Consider the following 21,964-nt stretch of genomic DNA (forward strand, 5'->3'; position numbering starts at 1 on the left):
TAACTTAAGACAAAATTGTTAAAAATATTTAATATTCAATTATCGAAAATAAAATGTCCTTTTCAACAAAACTTAATTTTTTTCTAAATTTTTATTTATTTGTTTTAAAACTTTTTTGCTCAACTTTAATTCTTTATGATCCACTCCGGTTATTATTTCAAGCAATGTTTTTTCCGCAATTTTAATGCTGTCAATTTTTATTAAGTTAGATTTTTCAGTAAGAAAAATTTTATTGTTTCGCTTATCGATAGTGTTTTGTTTGCGGGAAATTAAGTTATTTTTTTCCATATTATTTAACAACCGCGTCATGCTTGTTTTATCTTTAGAAAATGCATCCGCTAATTGTTGTTGTGAAATTCCATCATCGTTCCACAAATAAGTTAATACAGACCATTGCTGAGGAGTAATATTTATGCCGGCTTTTTCAAAATCAATTTTTAAACGGTTTTCAATTAATCTTCCGCACTTTACAATAATAAAACCAATTGATTCATTGAAATTATATTTCATTCTAATCTTTGATATCGTTTTATTAAGATGTTGAAATATATAAAAGATATTCTCTTGCTGGAAAGATAATTTTATAGTCCGCTAAATGTTTTTAACGGACTATAAAATTTATGCATAGACTTCTTTTTTAATTTTTGTGGTATGAACTTTTGAAGTTGAATTATTAGTTGTTGTTTCTTCGCCTAAATAAAACATTTTTACTAATTCAGCCAATTGATCAGTAAGTTGAGTTAAGTCTTCGGTTGCTCTTGCAATATGCTGAACACCCAAACTTGATTCTTGGCTTACGGAATTAATATTATCAACATTTTTACTAATAATTTCAGCAGCGGCAGCTTGTTCTTCACTTGCAGTTGCAACTTGATTTATTTGTTCAATTACCGTTTCGGTTTTTATCATTATCTTATCTAAGGAAATACTTGCTTCGCTGGCAAATTCTTTTCCTTTTATTACTTCGTCTTTTCCTTTTCTAATTGATATTACAGCTCTAGAAGTATCTTCTTGAATTTTTTTAATTGTTTCTGCAATTTCTTTTGTTGCATTAATTGTACGTTCGGCAAGTTTTCCAACTTCATCCGCAACAACCGCAAAACCTCTTCCATGCTCGCCGGCTCTTGCAGCTTCAATTGCAGCATTTAACGCAAGTAAATTTGTTTGTCCGGCTATATCATCAATTACCTCAATTATTTCACCTATTTTGTCACTGCTTGAACCAAGCAGTTCAACAGCTGTTGCAGCTTCGGAAACAATATTGTTAATATTTTCAATTTCTGCGATTGTATTTTTAATAACCTTTCCACCATCGGCTGCCGTAAGTCCGGCTTCTTTTGCCGAATCTGCAGCAAGCGTTACATTTTTAGTAGTTTCCGAAACTGTAATAGCCATTTCTTCAACTGCACCGGCAACATCTGCAGTTTGTGCACTTTGCTCTTGCGCTCCAGCAGCTAACTCTTCTGCATTTGTAGAAATTTGAGTTGTTGCAATTGCGGTTTCACTAATTGCATTAGATAATTTTGAAACTAAAGATTTTATATTCATTACTGTTTGATTAAATCCGGAGAATAATTTTCCGATATCATCATTTTCTTTTTCGGGTGTAATATGAACAGTAAGATTTCCATCAGCAAATTTTTCCATTGCACTTAAAATATTTCTTGTACTTCTTTCAAGATATTTTTCTTTCTCTTTTACTTCGGTAATTTCAGCTATTGATTCCATTGCTCCAATTATTAAGTTATTATCATTTTTAATTGGCGCTCCCGTGTACATTATTGCACGGTTTTGATTTAATGAATTTGATATGGTTTCCGATGTTATTGATTCTTTTAATTTCATTGCTTTTACGCATGCGCAATTTTCTGTTTCACAATGATTTGTTTTAAATAATGAATAACATTTTTTTCCGATTGCTTCACTTTGATTAATTCCAACAAAAGAAGCTGCTGCTTCATTTATATATTGCACATTAAAATCATTATCAATTATTTGTACCGGCGTTGGTAAATTTTCCAGATATTGAAGTTGTGTATTTATTTTACTTGCCATACTTTTTAAACTTTGAGATAACAATCCTATTTCGTCTTTTGATTTTATTTCAAAATCAACTTTTTTATTTCCGTTGGAAAATTCATTTGCTGTTTTGCTTAAATGATCTATAGGTTTTAAAATACTCTTATACATTATAAATGTTAATATAAAGCCTAATATTCCCGTAAATGAAAATATTACCAAAATGTTATACAATAAAGAGGATTTCATTTCACTAATTTGTGCTGTTATATCTTTATACAAAACAATATAACCAACTTCGTCTTTTTTATAATCTAAAATTGGAAATGCGTATGATGCGTATTCGTTTTCATTATTGCTTATTTTTTTTATTTCGTTATTTAACTCTTCATTACCTACTAAATCTTTTGCAAACTCATTTGAATATTCATAAAAAATTACATCATTATTAATTATATCGTTAGCTTCAGCTTTAAATCTTTTAGCTTTTTCAAAAACATCCTTTTTAATTCCAATTGCATACTCAACATTTAATGCGTGATTGATGCTTGTTAAAATATTTCCGAGTCCTAAACCAAATTCAATAGTTCCAAGATGTTGTGAATCATAATTTGCGGGATAAACTATTCTTAAACCGGGACCACCTCTTCCAATTTCAATTCCCGAAACAATTTTTCTTTCCTTATTAGCCAGAACAACTGTTTCTCTAAATGATGACAAATCATCGCCAAACTGATTTGGCTGATGTAATCTTAAAAAGGAAGTAGCCGGCGGTGTGTGAAATTGAAGCTGATCAATATCGTATGTTTTTTTTAGTTTACTTTCATAAACATCAATAAGCATATTTGTAATGCCTTCTCTATCACCATTAGCAAATTTTGAAAGTATTGAGTTATCGCTTACAATAAGTTCCATTGCAATTGAAACATCTTTGGTTTTTGATTCAACTTGATCGTTAAACATTTTTTCAAAAACCTTAAAATTTGTTTCAATGTTCTTATCCAATTCGTTTGTTAGATTATTGTAAGTTACAACAAACAAAATTATAGTTAAGAGAAAAGACCCAAATATTATTGGTGCGGGCAGTTTAAATTTTAACGAATTAAAAAACTTACTTTGTGATTTTGATCTCATTTTTTCCCCCAAAACGATTCATTTTGTTTTTTTACGGTAATTATCGGAATAAGTTTTTTTAATTTTATATTAAACTAATTAAAATTTGAAAAACGAGATTTTTTAGTAATTAATATTATATTATATTAATTATAATTGAATTATTATAAGAAGAGATTAAATTTCATAAGGATCAATTTTAATTTCTTGATCTAAGTAAAAGAACCTTTTGTTGGTTTTAAACTTCTTTTGTATTTCGTATGGAAAATCTATTTCTGTGGCAGATTTAATTTCGGTAAGTGAATTTGCACCTTTCTTAATTTTTTTTACAACATCTAAACTAAACCTAAATGTTATATCTTTTGTTAAAATTGCTTCGCGAATTATAAAATATTTACTATTCGGATCTTTAATTATTTCCCGAATTTTCCCATCGCCGTATAAATAATTATCTAAAGTAATTTGCTCGTTATACTCTCTAATTGCATTAACAATTTTAATTTCAACGGGAATTACATCAATTCTATCAAACTCTAAATTGAGCAAAGTCAACAATTCATCGGATGTAAAATACATTCTTCCAATAATATCTCCCTCTTCGCTTACTTTTTCTTTAATGCTTGTTACATCCTGAACAATAAATTTTATTCCGTTTTCATTAATTCGATAAACTTCTCCCGGTCTTCCGTTTGTGCGTGGAGTTGAAAATGGTTTAAAATCTTTTAAAACTGCATTTTGCGGAAGTAATTGCGCTTCTAATTGCATAAATGTGAAAAGTAAAATTATTGTTCCGGCTATCTTTTTCATATTGATAAAAGTTTTTCTAAAAAATTATCGAAAAAAATAGTCGGACTTTTAAATTTTGATTTCCGGTAAATTATTTTACAAGGTTTTCAAATTTTAATTCAAATTGTAGCTGAACCCAAGCAAAGCTTTAATTTGATATTTGGGCTGATTAATTGCTTTATCTGCATCTGAATAAGAATATCCGTCTCTTGGATTTACGTGTTGTCCATCGGGACTATAAGAAGTATCGTGTCCATAAAGAGATTCTGATAAATAATAATCAAATCCAAAATTCATTACTAAATCTAATGAATACATAATTCTAAAATAATTTTCAGCACCAATTCCAATTCCCCATTGGTTGCTGGTAATGTCGAAATCTTCGTTTCCTCCAACATAATTGAAATTTCCTACAAACATTACATAACGCGGGCCCGCATAAAAATAGTTTCTTTTTAATCCTAAAAATGAAGATTTATATAAAAAATCTAAACCAAGATCATAAGTTTTTCCACTTTTTTCAGGAGTTCCCCCGGTGTTATCATTTATAAAAATTTTTCGCGCATCGTATGGATTTCCCGCATCTAAATAACTAATTCCAAAATTTAATTTTGCAGAAAAAGGAAAATCTTCGGCAAAATTTGTTGCAAGAAAATTAAAATTAAATCCAACTCCATTAAACATTCCTGCTTGAAATCCGCCGAAAAACTGCGTTTTTCTAAATGCTGAATTATTTTCTTGAGCAAATAATGTTGAACTTAGTAATAAAAGACAAATGGTGATTTTTTTCATTCTAAAGACTCCAAATGATTATTTTGCTTTTGTTTGATGCTATTATTGTACCAAATCTCTTTTTTTTGAAAAAGCTTGAATTTTGATTTAAATCACAATTTGGCTTAAAATGAAATGCATATATTCTGAGAAATTATGTAATAAAAACGTAAAAATTACATGTAAAAATGTGAGACAATTGAAGAAATGAAAAGTGTTGAAACGTAGAGACGTTGAAACGTGAAACGAAAAATGCTAAGCTCTAAAAACTAAGAAAAGTAAAAACGTAAAAGTAAAAAGACAAAATATTTGTCATTTCGAATTCCGACGTATTTATCGGAAGAGAAATCTCTAAAAAAAATTTCAAGATAACATCCGTTAACTAACGAATTGAAGGATTACAAAATTCCAAGACAAATTGAGATGTCTCATCAAAAACCGATTCGACATGACACAACTTTGTATTTGTCATTTCGAATTCCGATGTTTTTATTGGATGAGAAATCTCAAAAATTAATTTGAAGATTTCTCAGTCATTTCATTCCTTCGAGATGACAAGTGTTTTTCTTTTCAATTGTAGCGAAAGTGAAAATAAATAATGTTTTTTACTTTTATGCGGTACTTTATTTCTTTTTATCCGGAACAAAATTTAGAGAAATTGAATTTACACAATGACGTGTGTTTTTATCCGTAAATCCTTCGCCAAGAAAAACATGACCCAAATGTCCGCCGCAATTATTGCAAATAATTTCTGTTCTTCTTCCATCTGCATCGGGAATTCTTCTAACTGCACCCGGTATTTCATCATCAAAACTGGGCCAGCCGCAATGAGAATCAAATTTATCATCTGATTTATAAAGCTCCGCATTGCATTGTTTACAAGTATATGTTCCCGATTGTTTGTTGTCTGTATATTTTCCGGTATATGGTCTTTCCGTGGCTTTGTGCAAAATAACTTTTTGTTCTTCCGGAGTTAATTTATTTAATTTCATTTTTCCCTGTGCAAAGTTTGTTGTAATAAAAATTGAAAATAATAAAAAAATAATTCCCGCTCTCATTTCAAACCTTTGTTAATTATATTTGTTAATTATAAAATCCACACAATTCTTTGTTCCCTTAAAAAGGACTTTCACAATGATAAAAATAAATCACAAAATAATTTTAATATTTCTTTCACTTTTTATTCTTTCGTGCAACTCAATTATTTTAAATTCTTCTGCTGAAAAAAAGCGAGATGTTTTAACAAAATATACTGAGCTAAAAACATTTTATTCTCAAGAGGTTTCGGATTCGTTTTACTTGTATATCCGCGTTCCAAAAAATTATGAAAATGAAAATAAAAATTATCCCGTTTTGTATTTATTGGATGGCGATATTTCTTTTAATATGGCAACAAGTATCGTACGCTATTTACAATACGGAAATGATGTTCCCGAAATTATTATTGTAGGAATTGGTTACGGCTCAATGATAAATGATGAAAAAATAAATTTTAGAGAACGTGATTATACGTTTTCCAAAAATGATTTATTTAAACAATCCGGCGGCGGTATTAATTTTTTAAATTTCATCAAAAAAGAGTTAATTCCATTTGTTGATAAAAATTACAAAACTAATGATGTTAGAATTTTAAACGGTTTTTCTTTAGGCGGATTATTTACAACTTACACCTTGCTTAAAGAAAAAAATTTGTTTTCTTCATATATTGCCGGAAGTCCGTATTTAAAAAGCGATATAGATTCATTATTAAAAATTACAACTGGATTCGAAAATTTTGATGGAAAACTTTTTATCACTTTTGGTGAATTAGAAAGCGAAATTGATTATAAAATTCCAATAAAAAATTTAGTTGATGAATTGCATAAAAATGTAAAAAATGAAACCAAAATTAAATTACAAATTTTTGAAAATGGAACACATTTCACAACGCCGGCGGAAGCTTTAACGTACGGATTAAAATTTATATTTGATGAAAATTAACTTTATTAATTTCCGGAATGACAATTATTTGTCATCTCGGAGGAATGAAATGACTGAGAGATCTCTTGCTAAAATTCTGAGATTTCTCACCCGATTAAAATCATCAGGATTCGAAATGACAAAAATAAGATTGTGTCAAGTCAAATGTTGTTTATGAGACATCTCTTTTCCGGTTTTCTGTTTCCGTTTTCCGTTTTTCTTTGCTCTGTGTCTTTGATAATTTTATAACAATATTTTAAATTCTAAAACTTTTTCTAAAACAAATTGTAGAAAACTAAAACAAAATTGAAAGAAAGAATTTTAAAATGAGAAAAATTACTTTATTAGTGATATTTTTAACAACTATTTTAGCAATAAATGAAAATTATTTTTCGCAAAATTTGAAGAAAGCAAAAAACATGGAAATAAAAAATAACCTTGAAACTGCAACTTTCGGAACCGGATGTTTTTGGTGTACCGAAACAATTTTTGAGAAATTAAAAGGAGTTGAATCGGCTGTTTCCGGTTACAGCGGCGGAGCAAAAGAAAATCCCACATACAAAGAAGTTTGCACCGGAGAAACCGGTCATGCAGAAGTTATACAAATTAAATTTAATCCAAACGAAATTACATTTAAGGAATTGTTAGAAGTTTTTTGGAAAACACACGATCCAACAACTTTAAACCGACAAGGTGAGGACGTTGGAACTCAATACCGTTCTGCAATATTTTATCATAACGAAGAACAAAGGAAATTAGCAGAAGAATATAAATCAAAATTAGAGATAGCAAAAGTTTTTAAGAATCCAATTGTAACTGAAATTACAAAGTTCACCAAATTTTTTCCGGCTGAAAACTATCATCAAGATTATTACGAGCAAAACAAAACTCAGCCATATTGCAGTTTTGTTATAACTCCAAAAGTAGAGAAGTTTAAGAAAGTATTTGAATCGAAGCTAAAGTAAATTTTAATATAGAAAGAAATAGTATATTAATTTTTACAATTTATATTTTTAATTGATTTCGTTTTTATTCGATAATTCTAATGTATGAAAACGAACACAAAATATAGTTTTCTTAAACTCGTTAAAAATTTTTTTTGGGACGATAGTTATAAGGCTGAATCAGATTTAAATATCTCAAGAAAAACTTTGATGACAAATTATATAATTATTGTTGCATCGTTTTTCTTAATTTCATTTGGCATCCTCGCATTTTTACAAGAAAATTATATTATCGGTTTTCTTGATATGACTGTTTTTTCAATTATTACAGCCTTCCGATTTTTTTACTTCAAAGACCATAAAACAAATTTCCTTAATTACATTATTATAAACATTTTTGGCGTTTATTTGTTATTTCTAATTTATAGAGGTGGTTTACATTTATCGGGTTCGTTGTGGTCATTTATATTTCCAGTTACGGTAATGTTTCAAGTTGGAAGAAAAATTGGTCGTATTTATATATTGGCATTCTTAACAATTGTAATATTATTATTCACCTTTGATCTTACTTTATTTCATTATTCTACGAATTTTAAACTTCGGTTTGTTGGTTCCTTTTTAGCGGTTTCAATTATCAGTTATTTCATTGAATTTATTAGAGAAAAGACACAGTTTGCCCTTGAGACAACGAATAAGGAAATCAAAATATCATTCTCAAATTTAGAGCAAAAAGAAAAAGCGCTTACTGAAAGGGAAAAACATTATCGTACTTTATTTGAAGCTTCAAACGATGCAATATTTTTAATGGACGGAAACACTTTTATTGATTGCAATCCAAGAACGTTAGAAATGTTCGGATGTAAACGAGAAGAAATTATTAATCAGCCTCCATATAATTTTTCTCCAAAGTTTCAACCTGATGGAGAATTATCGAAAACTAAGGCTATTTCAAAAATTGAAGCTGCTTTGGGCGGAAATTCACAAGTTTTTGAATGGACCCATTGCAAATTGAACAAAACTGAATTCTATGCAGAAGTAAGGTTAGATGCTGTTGAACTAAATAATAAAAAATTATTGTTAGCAAGTGTGCGGGATATTACCGATAGAAAAATTGCTTCCGATAAATTAAAAATTGCTAAAGAGAATGCAGAAAAATCAGATCGTTTAAAATCAGATTTTCTTGCACAAATGTCACACGAAATTAGAACACCAATTAATACAATTTTAAATTATACTTCATTGCTTCAAATGGAATTTGAAGATAACGTTAGTGAAGAAAATGCGGGAAGTTTTAAAGCCATTCAAAAATCAGCACAAAGATTAATTAGAACAATTGATTTAATTCTGAATATTTCCGATGTAGAAGCGGGAACTTATGAACCGGTTTTTGAAAATATAGACATTCTTGCAAAAATTTTAGATCCGATTGTTGGGGAATTTCATCCGGCTTCGGCAAATAAAAAGTTATATCTAACTTTAAAATATCCTCAAGACGAAAAATGTTGTATCTCATACATAGATAGTTATACTATTTATCAAGCAATTTCAAATTTAGTTGATAATGCAATAAAATATACCGATTCCGGCGGAATTGAGATTGTTGTGGAAGAATTAGAAAAAAATTTTCTTATAAAAATTTCAGATACCGGTATTGGAATTAGTGATGAATATTTACCGCATCTCTTTGAAAAATTTAGTCAAGAAGAAAGCGGATACAGCAGAAAATATGAAGGTAATGGTTTAGGTTTGTCTTTAGTAAAAAAATACTGCGAAATAAATAACATTATTATTTCTGTTGAGAGTAAAAAGGGATTAGGAACTACATTTATTCTTGATTTTAATAAAGTCTGTTAATTATTTTCTTGTGATTACAATTATAATAACTTGCACTATTCAATAATTTTGAAATGAAATATTTTCCAATAATTTTTCTAGGTTTTCAAATATTATTGTTCCGGTTTTTTTTAATATTTCTACATTTTGGTGCCCGTTAGCAATTAAAATACAATCGGCGCCAATTTCCTGCGAAACTTCAAAATCATGAATTGTATCTCCAATCATCAAAGTTTCACCGTGACCGTTTCCAATAATTTTCATTAAATTAATTCCGAGTTCCAACTTTCCGGCTGCGTAAATATTATCTAATCCAACAATATGTGAAAAATATTTCTTTAAGTTAAATTTTTCTGTCATTTCAACTAATTTATCTTGTTTATATGCAGAAAGTAAAGACTGCTCAATTCCTAAACTTTTAATTTTTTCTATTGTTTCAATCAATCCATCGTGAAGTGAACATTCATATTTTCTCTCTTCATATTCATCCATCCATTCTTTTCCCACAATTTCATAAGATTCCTTTTCAAAATCAAAACCGGCAGCTATATAGTAATTTATAACAGGAATTGTAAAAATAGATTTATACTTTTCCACCGTTAATGTTGGAAGATTTTTTTTCCTAAATAAATTATTTCCAACATCTACGCAAAGATTTAGATCATTTAAAATTGTTCCGTTCCAATCCCAAATTATATGTTTATATTTTTTTATCATCTTGTTTTTTTTTGTTTAAAAATTACAGTTCAAAGTTAATCAATTTATCAATTTGATTTACGCATCTGTAAAAACTTTTTAAGCTTAAAATCAATTTGCTCTAATTAACAAATTTTCTTACTCGCCGATTATTTAAAATGTTAGCTAAACAATTGTGCATTTTTCATTTTTTTAAAATTTAGAATTCTTGAATATTATAATTAAAATATTAGATAAACTTTTTAATTGGGGAACAATTACTTTTTACGATAAAGATTCAGATAGAAATAATGAGCTTAGTGTTCGACTTAACCCAATAAAATTAAGCTTTCCAGCAGTATTAGAAAAAGAATATTTAAACTACTTCCATAAAAATGCCGAATTACAAATTAAAATTTCTTCAATTATAGGTTCCGTTTTCTTCATTGCTTTTTTCCCTTTTGATTTGTATTTGGTTCCGCAATTATTCAATGAATTTTTTACGCTTCGGCTGGTTGTTTCAATATTTATTGTTGGAATTGCATTTACAGCAAGCAATCTAAAAAATTCAACTCTTGCGCAAATTCTTTTAAGTACAGCATCAATTATAGTTGGCGCTGTTGATATTTCATTTATTGTAATCGCATTTCCAAAACTCAACGATTCATATTATGTTGGCATAATACTAATTTATTTTTGGAGTTACGTTTTTTTAAAACTCAAATATTTTTGGGCAGCAGTTGCTGGTTTTTCAATATTTTTTATTTACGAAATTGTTATAAACTTTATCATAAATCTTGAGCCGCAAATTTATTTTATAAGCACATTTTATTTGTTTGCGGCAAATATTGCCGGAATTGGAATTGCATATGCATTAGAATATTATTCGCGACGTGAATACTTTCAACAATTAATGATTAAAAATACTCATGAATTGAATTTTGATTTAAGTGAAAAAATTAGCGAAAGTAAAAAAGTAATATATCAAGCGCAAGAAAAATTAATGCTGCAAAGTAAAGCAATTGAATCTGCCGCAAACAGTATTTTGATTATAAATAGAGCTGGAAATATTATTTTTTGTAATTCTGCAACTTCCGATGTAACCGGTTTTCACCACGACGAAATAATTGGAAAAAATCCGAGAATTCTTAAATCCGGAAAACACGATGATTTGTTTTATAGAAACATGTGGAATACGGTTTTAAGCGGCAAAGTTTGGTCTGGTGAAATTATAAACAAAAAGAAAAATGGTGAATTTTATTACGAAGAAATGGTGATAACTCCGGTAAACGGAAACGGTTCAAATAAAACAACTCACTTTATAGCAATAAAACAAGATATAACATTGCGAAAAAATATGGAGAAAGATTTGTTTGAAAGTGAGAAACGGTTCAGAGGATTATTTGAAAATGCAACCTTGGGTCTTTATAGAACCACAGAAAGTGGAAAAGTTTTAATGATGAACAATGCATTATTTAAAATGCTTGGATATAGTTCAATTGAAGAAATGCAAAATGCAGATTTAAATTCAAACGGTTATGTAAATCCCAAAAGAAGAAAAGAGTTTATTGAAAATGTAAAATCTAACGGAATTATAATTGGATTTGAATCTGAGTGGCTTAAAAAAAATGGATCAAAAATATATATTTCAGAAAGTGCAAGAAAGGATTTTGACGAAAACGGAAATCTATTTTTTGAAGGAACTGTAGAAGATATTACAAAAAGAAAATTAGCGGAATTGGAATTGCAACAATCGAAAGAATTGCTTCAAAAAGTTTTTGATAATGTGTATAATGCAATTTTTATTCATGATGTTGATGGAAAAGTTTTGAACGTAAACAACAAGGTTTTAAGTCTATACGGGGTCTCTTTATCACAAGCGTTGGAATTAAGTATTCCGGATTTTTCAGATATCAATAATCCATTTGAAAAAGTTAAAGAAATGTGGAGTAATGTTATAAAGGGAGAAAAATTCTTGTTTGAATGGAAGGCAAAAAGACCTTTTGAAAATTTTACTTTTGATGTTGAAGTGTTTCTCTCAAAAATTTCAATAAATCAAAATGATTATATTCTTGCAAATGTTAGAGATATAACAAATCAGAAAAATTCTGAAATTGCGCTGATTTTAGCTAAGGAAAAAGCCGAAAAATCAGAGAAAATTAAATCCGATTTTCTTGCCGGAATGTCTCACGAAATCAGAACTCCAATAAATACTATTCTAAACTTCATTTCTCTTATTAAATCTGATTTGGGCGAAAACGTAAACGAAGACATCGTCTCTTCTTTTGAAATGATAGACAGCGGAAGCAGAAGATTAATTAGAACAATAGATTCAATAATTAATATGTCGCAATTACAAGCCGGGTCTTATGATTTGAAAATTGAATTAATTTCTCTTGAGGAAATTATCAAACCTCTTTATCAAGAGTTTACACATGTTGCAGAGTTGAAAAATTTAAATTTCGAGTTAATTTTAAATTCGGAAAACACAAAAGTTTACGCCGATTCATACACTTTAACTCAACTTTTCATAAATCTGATTGATAATTCTATAAAATATACGAAAAAAGGAAAAATACAAATTACAATTTATGATGAAGGTGAATACGTAACTACAAAAATTTCCGATACGGGAATCGGCATTTCTGAGGAATTTTTACCAACACTTTTTGAACCTTTTTTTCAGGAAGAAATGGGTTATACCAGAACTTTTGAAGGAAACGGATTGGGTCTTGCTTTGGTAAAAAAATATTTGGAATTGAATAACGGAATAATTTCCGTTGAAAGTAAAAAAGGTGTTGGAAGTACGTTTATCGTAAAACTGGCACGGGCAAAATAAAACTTTTCTAATCTGACTTTTCTTAACAAAATTCTATTTTTCAATTTTCTATTAATTCTTTCGATAGTCGGGTATTATTTAAATTACTCGGAAAAGCTATGAAAAGGGTTATCAATAAATTAAAAGTTACCGTTCTGTTTGTTTTAGTTTTTGTAGGTTGTTTAACTGCTCAAGAAAATATTTTTGATAAAGAATTAGATTTAGAAACTTGCATTTCTCACGCATTAAAAAATCATCCTATGAATTCTGTAAACAAAAATTCAATCGGAATTTCTGAATCTCAACTTAACCAAGCAAACTCGGCATACTTTCCGCAAATAAATTTAACGGCTTCAATTTCCACAATGGATGAATCTCCCAATTTTATTTTTCCAGCATCAACTTTTGATATTCCTTTAGAAATTCCCGGTTTAGAATTTGGCGGAATTGAAATTCCCGAACAAAACATTAAACTGTTTGATAAAACAATGATTATGGGTTCTCTTGATTTGGTATATCCGCTTTATACCGGCGGATATGTTTCTTCGTTAATAGGACAAGCGGAAAGTGCTTTGCTGCTTGCTCAAGAAGAAGCAAGAAAAAATGAGCTTCAAATAATTTCCGATGTTAAGAAAAGATTTTATGCGGTTTACCTCCTTCAGCAGTTAACTGAAATTGGTGAAGAATCTTTAGCCAGATTAGAAACTACTTTAGAATTAACCGAAAATTTATATTTGAATGGTTCCGGCACAGTATCAAAAACAGACTTTCTTAAAAATAAAATTTTAGTTGATAATGTTAGATCAATAAATTTTTCCTTTAAACACAATTTGGAACTGGCAAAATCTGCGCTGTTAAATTCAATGGGAGAAAATTTAAAATATAATGTTTCCGTTACAAAAGATTCACTTCAAAATAAAAATATGATTTTAGATTTTGATGAATTGTTAAGTACGGCATATCAAAATAATCCAACTTGGAAAACTTTGGAAATTGCACAATTAATTTTTGAGAATAAAGTTGATGAAGCTTACAGCGGACATTTGCCAAAAGTTGGTTTAATGGGTTCGTTAAGTGTAATAGAAAATTCATATAAATACGGATTGGTTAGCAACAGAAATAAATTTAATTGGACGGTTGGAGTTGGAGTTCAGCTTCCTATCTTCAATGGATTTAGAACTTCTTCCGAAGTTGATGAAGCAAATTATAAATTGGAAAAAATAAAGAGTCAAAAAAAATTATTGGAAAACGGTTTGGAAATTTTGGTTAAGAAAAATTTAGTTGAATTTACATCGGCTTCGGATCAATTATTATCATTAAAATCTGCAATGATTTCTGCAACGGAAAATTGTGAATTAAATGATAGAGCTTATCAAAGTGAACTTGTGGAATTAAAAGATTTATTAGAAGCGCAGTTGTTTGAAGCAATAATGAAAGTGCAATTTTATAAAGCTCAATTTACATATTATGAATCTTTGGCAGAATTAGAGTTTACAATTGGAAAAAATATAAATTAATTCTTATGGAAAATTCAATATTGAAACTTTTGATTGCTTTTTTACTTTTTGCAGAAATAATTTTTTCTCAGCCTAAAAAAGAAAATAAAAATTTTAAACCAATTTTCGTGGGTTTTTCAATTTCACTTTTTAATGATGTTGATATAAGAGATGCAGAAGCAGCAATAAAAATGTGGGGAAATGAATTATTAAAAAACATGCATTCAACAATTACACCGGAAACTCAAATTTTTGAAAATAGTGCTGATCTGGTTTCTGCAATTAATAAAAATCAAGTTGATTTAATTGCTTTGCCAACACTTGATTTTTTAGAAATTAGAAACAAGGCTAATATTGAACCAAATTTAATTACTTCTATAAACGGAAAACATGGTTACGATTTTATAGTAGTTGTAAGAAAAGATAAAAATATTAAGAAACTTCAAGATTTGAAAAATGCCATAGTAAATATCCCAACTAAAATAACCGGCAATTTAACAAAAATGTGGCTTACGGTTTTTCTACATGAAAAGAAAATTAACATTGATAATTTTTTTAAAGAAATAAAAGAATATGATAAACCATCGCAAGCTTTGCTACCGGTGTTTTTCAATCAAGCGGATGTTTGCGTAATTCCATCAATGTCATATAACACAATGCTGGAACTGAATCCACAGCTAAAAAAAGAACTTGTGATAATTGAAACAAGTCCCATTTTAGTAAATGGATTAATGTGTTTGAATAAAAGTATTGAACCGGATTTGAAAAAATCTCTGCTCCAAGCAGCCTCAAAACTTGGGAAAACTCCATCCGGAAAACAAATTTTAAATTTATTTAAATCTGAAGACGTAATAATTTTTGAAGAAAAGCATATTAAAGAAATTCAAATATTAAATGAAAAATATTCTAAAATAATAAAGGCGAAAAAGTAATTTATAATAGTATGATTTAGTTTTATGGAAAAATTTTTTTCTAAAAATATTTTAGCAATAACCTTAACGTTTTTCATAAATAATAGTTTACTTTTTACACAGGTTGTTGAATTAAAACCCGAATCAAATATGGGGATTACAAAGGAAATGTTTTCCGATGTTAATATTAGAGATGCAAAAGCAATAATAGAAATTTGGACCAAAATGATTCACGAAAAAATTTCAAATGATGTAAAGACAACTACGTTCATTTATGATGATATTCAAAAATTAATCAAAGATATTAATGACGAAAAAGTTGACTATGTTTTTCTAAATGTTCCCCAATATTTAAAATATAAATCGTCTCTAAAACTAAAACCTTACTATGGAACTTTGGTTAATAAGAAAAAATATTTCGACCTTTACTTAATAATTGGGATAGATAAAAACATTAAAAGTTTTAGTGAATTAAAAAATTCCACAATTGCAATCCAATGTGGAAGATTTGAAACGATGGGGAATTTATTCCTTGATTATTTATGCTTGAAAAATGGTGTGCAAGAAAAAGAAAAATTCTTTAAGAAAATTCTGTATGAAGATAATGCATCAAAAACAATTTTAGGTACATTTTTTGGAAAAACCGATGCGTGCATAGTTACAAGCAGCACTTTTGAGATTACGTCCGAAATGAATCCACAAGTGAAAAATTCACTAAGAATTTTAAATAAAAAAGAAAATTTAACCAATGATCTATTTTGTTTCCGAAATAATCTGCCCGAAAACGAAAAGGAAAAAGCGGTTGGTTTTGGAAATCAAGTAGATGCAGATCCAAAAACTTCTCAAGTTTACAAAATATTTAAAATTGATGGATCATATCTAATAAATAAGTCTGATCTTGCGCCAACCGTAGAACTTTGGGAAAGTTACAATAATCTAAAAAATAAAAAGTAAGATGAACAATTTTTTCAAAATATTACAAAATAGATTTCTTTTATTGTTTTTTATATCAATTATTCCTCTGAAGGATAGCTTAACTCAATTAAAGAAACATTATACTTTGGGAATGTCTAAAGAATTGCTGGAAGGTGTAAATGTTAAGGATGCACGTGCTGTTTTAGAAATTTGGACAGAAATGTTGAGACAAAATTTTAAAGACGTTGAAAAAATTGATGTAATGCTGTTTAGCAAATCTTCTGATTTGGTTGATGCAATTGCGAAAAAAGATGTAGATATTATTTATACAAGCAGCGTGGTTTTTAAAGCAAATAATTTGGACGAAAAATATGGATTGGAGCCTCTTGTAATTTTAAATACCGGTAGCAACAAAAATTTTGATTTATATTTATTTACTAACTCTAAAAATAAATTTACAAATTTTAAAAACTTTAAAGACAAAATCATAATGGTTCAGGGTGGAAAATTCAAAGTAATTAATGAACTTTGGCTTGATTTGTTATGTTTGCAAAACGGAGAAATGGATAAATATAAGTTTTTCAAAAAGGTTGAGTTTACTGAAAAACCAATGCAGGGTGTCCTACCTGTTTTTTTTGGTAAAGCGGATGTTTGTGTTATTAGCAGTGGTTCTTATGCTTCTATTCAAGAAATGAATCCGCAGATTTCCAAATCGTTAACAAAAATTTACGAAAGGAAAAACTTAGTTAATGAAATGATTTGTCTTCCAAAAGATTTCTCTAAATCAGAAAAAGAAATAATTCTTAATGCTTCAATAAACTACGAGAAATTACCAAACATAAATCAGTTAGGAAAAATTCTTAAATCGCTTGGCTCATATACTTACAGCGATTCTGCATTTGCCGGAATAAATAATCTTTTTAATGATTATCAAAAATTGAAAGGTAAATGAAAACAAGAAAAACCATATTTTTTAGAATTGCTCTTCTTTCTTGGTTACTAATTATTGTAACTCTTGCAATTTTTATTTTCTCTACAATTCCGTTTCAAAAGCAAATGCTAATTGAACGAATGAATTCCGAAGCGCGCGATATTGCTTCTTCGATTAGTCAAGTTACAGCTACGGCTATTATTTCAGAGGATTACAGTTTTGCTTTGGAACATTGTTTAAATGTTGTACAAGAAAGTAAATCAATTAAGTTTACGATAATTACAAAGAGAGATGGCTTTTCTCTCATAATTCTTGATAACGGCTGGAGTCTTGATACTTTAAACGGAAAATGGATTGAGCAGAATGTAGATAGCTTAAAAGGATTATTTATTTTTGAACCGTTAATAAATGAAGAAATATTTTATTACAAATATCCGTTTAGTTATTCGGGAATTGATTGGGGCTGGATACATATTGGTTTGAGTTTAAAAAACTATAATGATGGAATCAAACAAATTTATTTAAGAACTTTAACTTCGTCTATTGTGTCTATTTTAATTGGTTTAATTGCTTCTATTTTAATTGCGCGAAAAATTAGTAAACCGATTCATCATCTTAATGAAGTTACAAAAAAAGTTACGCAAGGAAATTTATCCGTTCGTTCTGAAATAAAATCCGGCGATGAACTTGAGGGTCTTTCCGAATCCTTTAACACAATGACGGAAGCTTTGGGCGAGGCGCAAATCAATTTGGAAAAAAAGGTTCTTGAACGAACAGCGGAGCTTGCAGAATCCAACACTGCACTTGAAAAAGAAATCTCCGTAAGAAAAAAGGGGGAGCAGCTTTTACAATCTTCACTAAGCGAAAAAGAAGTTTTGCTTAAAGAAATTCATCACAGAGTAAAAAATAATTTGCAGATTATTTCCAGCCTGCTTTATCTTCAAAGTAAAAAATTTAACAATGAAGAAATTCAAAATATATTTAAAGACAGTCAAACCCGCGTAAAATCAATGTCGTTGGTTCACGAAAAGCTTTATCAATCAAAAACCCTTTCCCACATTGACTTTCGGGAATATATTCAAAACTTAACAAATTATATTTTCAATTCTTATAAAAACAATGCGCATATAAGAACTGTTGTGGATTCTGAAGATGTTAAGTTAAATATTGATACGGCTATTCCCTGCGGATTAATTATTAACGAGGTTGTATCAAACTCAATGAAATATGCTTTTCCGGAAAATCACAATATTGAAAAACCAAAAATATGCGTTGTGCTTAAAAAACTTGATGAGTTGAAATATAATTTAATAATATCCGATAATGGAATTGGGCTGCCTGCTGATTTTGAAAAACGCACTTCAAAATCGTTGGGCTTTCAACTTATAAATAGTTTGGTAAATCAAATTGAAGGTTCAATTCAGATAAATAACAAAGTGGGAACCGAATATGTTATTAATTTTATTGATAGAAATAAAGTAAGAACAAAAGAAACATGAGTCAGCCAAAAATATTAATTGTCGAAGATGAAAGTATTGTTTCGTTGGAAATCCAAAGCCGGCTTGAGGATTTGGGATATTCTGTTTCCGATGCTGTTTATAGCGGGGAAGAAGCTCTTCTTTCGGTTGAAAAATCTTTTCCGGATTTGATTTTAATGGACATAAATTTGCGCGGTGAAATTGATGGAATTGACGCCGCTAATCAAATTAGAGAAAAATTTAATATTCCAATTATTTATATGACGGCTTATGCCGATGACGAAACTCTGCAACGGGCTAAAGTTTCCTCACCTTACGCATATATAATTAAACCAATTGAAGTAAGAGAATTACACACTTCTTTAGAAATTGCGCTGTTTAAATCTTCAATGGAAAAAAAATTAATTGAAAGTGAAAAAAGATTTAGAAGTTTGTTTGAAAATGCAACGCTTGGGCTTTACAGATCTTCGCTTTCCGGCGCAATTTTATTGGCAAACAATGCTCTAATAAAAATGCTTGGATTTGATTCTTTTGAAGATTTGTTATCGAGAAATATAGCTGTCTCGGGTTATGTAAGTCCAAAAAGACGAGATGATTTTATTGAATTGTTGAATGCTAACGGAAATATTGTAGGATTTGAATCAGAGTGGAGGAAAAAAGACGGATCAATAATTTACATATCGGAAAGTGCAAGAAAGGATTTTGATGAAAACGGAAATCTAATTTTTGAGGGAACTGTTGAAGATATTACAAAACGAAAATTGGCTGAAATTAATTTGAAGGATTCCGAGGAAATTTTGAGAACCGTTTTTAACAGCGGTTATAATGGAATTATAATTCATGATATTAACGGAAAAATTATAAAAATTAATCAGCGTGTTTTAAGTTTTCATAATATTACCAGCGAATATGCGCTTACGCTAAATATTTCTGATATTGTGAAAGATCCAAATAATTTAAAAAAATTAAAATCCGAATGGAAAGATGTTTTAAACGGTGCAAATAAAGTAATAGAAATTAAAACAAATTCTTTAAATGATAACCAGCTTTATGATATTGAAATTTACTTAACAAAATTAACAATCAAGGAAAGTGATTTCATTCTTGCAAATCTTAGAGATATTACCGAGCAAAAAAGATCAAACAATACTTTAATACGAACTAAGGAAATTTTAAGAAAAGTTTTTGATAATGTATACAACCCAATTTTTATTCATGATGTTAATGGAGACATAATTGATGTAAATGATAAAGTTTTAAGTATGTATAAACTCAGCAAGAATGAGGCTTTATCAATGAACATAAGTCAAATCTCAAGTGATGATAGTCCGATGGATAAGGCTTTAGAATATTGGAAAAGTGTTGTTGCCGGAGAAAATCAATTGTTTGAATGGAAAGCGAAAAGACCAAAAGATAACTTTGTTTTTCCGGTTGAAGTTTTTCTAACAAAAATTTCTATTGATAAAAGTGATTTTATTCTTGCGAATGTTAGAGACATAACTGAGCAAAAGAATTTTAAAGAAGATTTAATAAACGCAAAAGAAAACGCAGAAAAATCAAACCGGTTAAAAACAGAATTTCTTGCAAGCATGTCGCACGAAATTAGAACACCTGTTAATACAATTTTAAGTTACAGCTCGTTGCTGAAAGATGAGTTGTATGATTTAAAGTTATTTCAGTTTGAAGACATTTTCCGTTCAATTTCAATTGGCGGACAAAGATTAATTAGAACCGTTGATTCAATCTTAAATATGTCGCAAATTCAAACCGGAACTTATGAAGTTATAATTCAAGAATTAAATTTGGTAGAAGACATTTTATCAAAACTTTTTGATGAATTTAAAATTGATGCGGCAAATAAAGGTTTACAATTTCAATTGGAAAAAAATTGTTCTAATCCGTATGTTCTTGGCGATTCGTATTCTATTGGGCAATTGTTTACCAACTTAATTGATAATGCAATTAAATACACACAAAGCGGAAGTATAATTATAAAATCATATAATATTGAAAAAGCTAAATTATGCATTGATGTTACTGATACGGGAATTGGAATTTCCGATGAATTTTTGACACAAATTTTTAACCCTTTTACCCAAGAAACACAAGGTTATTCAAGAAAGTTTGAGGGAAACGGACTTGGTCTTGCTCTTGTTAAAAAATACTGTTCAATGAACAACGCAGAAATATTTATTAAAAGTAAAAAGGGAAGCGGAAGTACTTTTACCGTTAAATTTAATAATATTTCTTAATGAGTCTTGCCATAATTTTTTTCGCCCGCGGTAATTCTCACTCTTAATTTATTTTCATCCGTTGGCAAAGGACAAGTAGCATATTTTGTAAACGCACACGGCGGATTATATGATTTGTTAAAATCTATAATTACATTATTATTTGAATCGGGTTTATCAACGTATAAAAATCTTCCGGCACCGTAAGTTTCTTCGCCGCTTGTTAAATCTGCAAAAACTAAAAATAATTTTTCTCCGGCTGAAGTTGGCTCAAGGGCAAATTCTTTATTATCAATTTTAAATATTAATTTGCCGGGTGAAAATTCTTTTTCAATTGTTCCAATAATTGTAGGAATTTCAACTACTTTTTGTTTTTCGTAAGGAATAAACTTTGTATTAACTTTCCAATTTTCATCAATCGGAAATCTTTCTATTCCTATAAAATTTTTTACTAATTCCGATTCTAAATCACGTAATCTAATTCCATATTTTTCATCGCGCTTAATTATAAACCATTTTAAAGAACCAACTTCTAATATTGTTGGATTTCCGGTTAAGTCAATTTTCATTTCAATATTATTGATTTTAATTCCATTTGAAAAAACATTTACATTCGGATTGCTTTCAAATAAAATTATTGAATCGTTTTTAATAAATTTTCCAATTTCATCCGGAGCATTTTCCGGAAAAATTATTTTGTTTTTTTCACTTGAGCCAAAAGTGTTTTCTCCATCTTCCAGCCAGAAAAGTCCAACTAAATTAAGCCAGCCGTTTTCTTTCTTTAAACTCTCAATTCTTTTTTTGTGCCATTCTTCAACTTCTTTTTTATATTCCGGCGAAGCTGGTTTAATGTTGTTTTCCGTTTTACACGCGCAAAATAAAATTATTGAAAGAAAAATTGTCGTTATAACTGATTTCACAAAATCCTCAATTTTATATGTTGAATAATAATAAAGAAATTTTTGCAAAAGTAAAATTATTGTCATGCTGTCTGTTAGCTAACGGATTATATCAGTATCAAAATATGAGATTTCGTACTATTACTTCGTATTTTTCGGAATGACAAACTTTTATGTTTGCGTTT

Annotated in this window: 17 protein-coding genes; 10 read left to right on the top strand and 7 right to left on the bottom strand. The window is 28.9% G+C overall.

Translation table 11 applies throughout. The features are described 5' to 3' along the window. Positions 1 to 72 precede the first annotated feature (72 nt). The 5 genes from IPH62_06230 to IPH62_06250 all read right to left on the bottom strand — a co-directional run bounded on the left by IPH62_06230 (position 73) and on the right by IPH62_06250 (position 5,681). Positions 73 to 510 (bottom strand): MarR family transcriptional regulator, encoded by a 438-nt coding sequence (locus tag IPH62_06230; GenBank protein MBK7104862.1) that lies wholly within the window; start codon positions 508 to 510, stop codon positions 73 to 75. A 108-nt stretch (positions 511 to 618) separates the two neighbouring features. Next, positions 619 to 3,153, bottom strand: coding sequence for a HAMP domain-containing protein (locus IPH62_06235; GenBank protein MBK7104863.1), 2,535 nt, complete (start codon positions 3,151 to 3,153; stop codon positions 619 to 621). 156 nt (positions 3,154 to 3,309) lie between these two features. Continuing rightward, positions 3,310 to 3,939: a hypothetical protein gene (locus tag IPH62_06240; GenBank protein MBK7104864.1), complete on the bottom strand. Its 630-nt coding sequence runs from the start codon at positions 3,937 to 3,939 to the stop codon at positions 3,310 to 3,312. A 93-nt stretch (positions 3,940 to 4,032) separates the two neighbouring features. Continuing rightward, the gene (locus IPH62_06245) at positions 4,033 to 4,710 is read right to left on the bottom strand and encodes a hypothetical protein (GenBank protein MBK7104865.1); all 678 of its coding nucleotides are present in this window, start codon (positions 4,708 to 4,710) and stop codon (positions 4,033 to 4,035) included. Positions 4,711 to 5,312: 602 nt separating this feature from the next. Continuing rightward, positions 5,313 to 5,681: a methionine-R-sulfoxide reductase gene (locus IPH62_06250; protein MBK7104866.1), complete on the bottom strand. Its 369-nt coding sequence runs from the start codon at positions 5,679 to 5,681 to the stop codon at positions 5,313 to 5,315. 142 nt (positions 5,682 to 5,823) lie between these two features. On the opposite strand from IPH62_06250, the gene IPH62_06255 reads away from it, so the two are divergent. From IPH62_06255 to IPH62_06265, 3 genes are all read left to right on the top strand, one after another. Continuing rightward, positions 5,824 to 6,669, top strand: coding sequence for an alpha/beta hydrolase (locus tag IPH62_06255; protein MBK7104867.1), 846 nt, complete (start codon positions 5,824 to 5,826; stop codon positions 6,667 to 6,669). A gap of 305 nt (positions 6,670 to 6,974) precedes the next feature. Continuing rightward, on the top strand, positions 6,975 to 7,613 hold the full coding sequence (msrA, locus tag IPH62_06260; protein ID MBK7104868.1) for a peptide-methionine (S)-S-oxide reductase MsrA: 639 nt from the start codon (positions 6,975 to 6,977) through the stop codon (positions 7,611 to 7,613). An 84-nt stretch (positions 7,614 to 7,697) separates the two neighbouring features. Continuing rightward, positions 7,698 to 9,446: a PAS domain S-box protein gene (locus tag IPH62_06265; protein MBK7104869.1), complete on the top strand. Its 1,749-nt coding sequence runs from the start codon at positions 7,698 to 7,700 to the stop codon at positions 9,444 to 9,446. 39 nt (positions 9,447 to 9,485) lie between these two features. On the opposite strand, the gene IPH62_06270 is transcribed toward IPH62_06265, so the two are convergent. After that, positions 9,486 to 10,142 carry an HAD family hydrolase gene (locus tag IPH62_06270; protein MBK7104870.1) on the bottom strand — a complete coding sequence of 219 codons (657 nt, stop codon included), beginning with the start codon at positions 10,140 to 10,142 and terminating at the stop codon, positions 9,486 to 9,488. A gap of 187 nt (positions 10,143 to 10,329) precedes the next feature. Here IPH62_06270 and IPH62_06275 point away from each other — a divergent pair, with 187 nt between their 5' ends. The 7 genes from IPH62_06275 to IPH62_06305 all read left to right on the top strand — a co-directional run bounded on the left by IPH62_06275 (position 10,330) and on the right by IPH62_06305 (position 20,901). After that, positions 10,330 to 12,939: a PAS domain S-box protein gene (locus IPH62_06275; GenBank protein ID MBK7104871.1), complete on the top strand. Its 2,610-nt coding sequence runs from the start codon at positions 10,330 to 10,332 to the stop codon at positions 12,937 to 12,939. A gap of 98 nt (positions 12,940 to 13,037) precedes the next feature. After that, positions 13,038 to 14,435, top strand: a complete 1,398-nt coding sequence (locus tag IPH62_06280) for a TolC family protein (protein ID MBK7104872.1) — start codon at positions 13,038 to 13,040, stop codon at positions 14,433 to 14,435. Between the two features lie 5 nt (positions 14,436 to 14,440). Beyond that, a complete protein-coding gene (locus tag IPH62_06285) occupies positions 14,441 to 15,346 on the top strand; it encodes a PhnD/SsuA/transferrin family substrate-binding protein (protein ID MBK7104873.1) in 906 nt (301 codons plus the stop codon). A gap of 24 nt (positions 15,347 to 15,370) precedes the next feature. After that, on the top strand, positions 15,371 to 16,279 hold the full coding sequence (locus IPH62_06290) for a PhnD/SsuA/transferrin family substrate-binding protein (protein ID MBK7104874.1): 909 nt from the start codon (positions 15,371 to 15,373) through the stop codon (positions 16,277 to 16,279). Between the two features lies 1 nt (position 16,280). Further along, positions 16,281 to 17,192 (top strand): PhnD/SsuA/transferrin family substrate-binding protein, encoded by a 912-nt coding sequence (locus tag IPH62_06295; protein MBK7104875.1) that lies wholly within the window; start codon positions 16,281 to 16,283, stop codon positions 17,190 to 17,192. Further along, the gene (locus IPH62_06300) at positions 17,189 to 18,670 is read left to right on the top strand and encodes a HAMP domain-containing protein (protein ID MBK7104876.1); all 1,482 of its coding nucleotides are present in this window, start codon (positions 17,189 to 17,191) and stop codon (positions 18,668 to 18,670) included. Before IPH62_06295 ends, IPH62_06300 begins: the two co-directional genes overlap by 4 nt. Next, a complete protein-coding gene (locus IPH62_06305; GenBank protein ID MBK7104877.1) occupies positions 18,667 to 20,901 on the top strand; it encodes a PAS domain S-box protein in 2,235 nt (744 codons plus the stop codon). The genes IPH62_06300 and IPH62_06305 overlap by 4 nt, the downstream gene beginning before the upstream one ends. Here the strand turns inward: IPH62_06305 and IPH62_06310 are convergent. Further along, complete coding sequence (locus IPH62_06310; protein MBK7104878.1) at positions 20,898 to 21,866, bottom strand: DUF1684 domain-containing protein; 969 nt, start codon at positions 21,864 to 21,866, stop codon at positions 20,898 to 20,900. The genes IPH62_06305 and IPH62_06310 overlap by 4 nt on opposite strands. Between the last annotated feature and the right edge of the window lie 98 nt (positions 21,867 to 21,964).

The organism is Ignavibacteriota bacterium, from assembly GCA_016708125.1.
Taxonomy (GTDB): domain Bacteria; phylum Bacteroidota; class Ignavibacteria; order Ignavibacteriales; family Melioribacteraceae.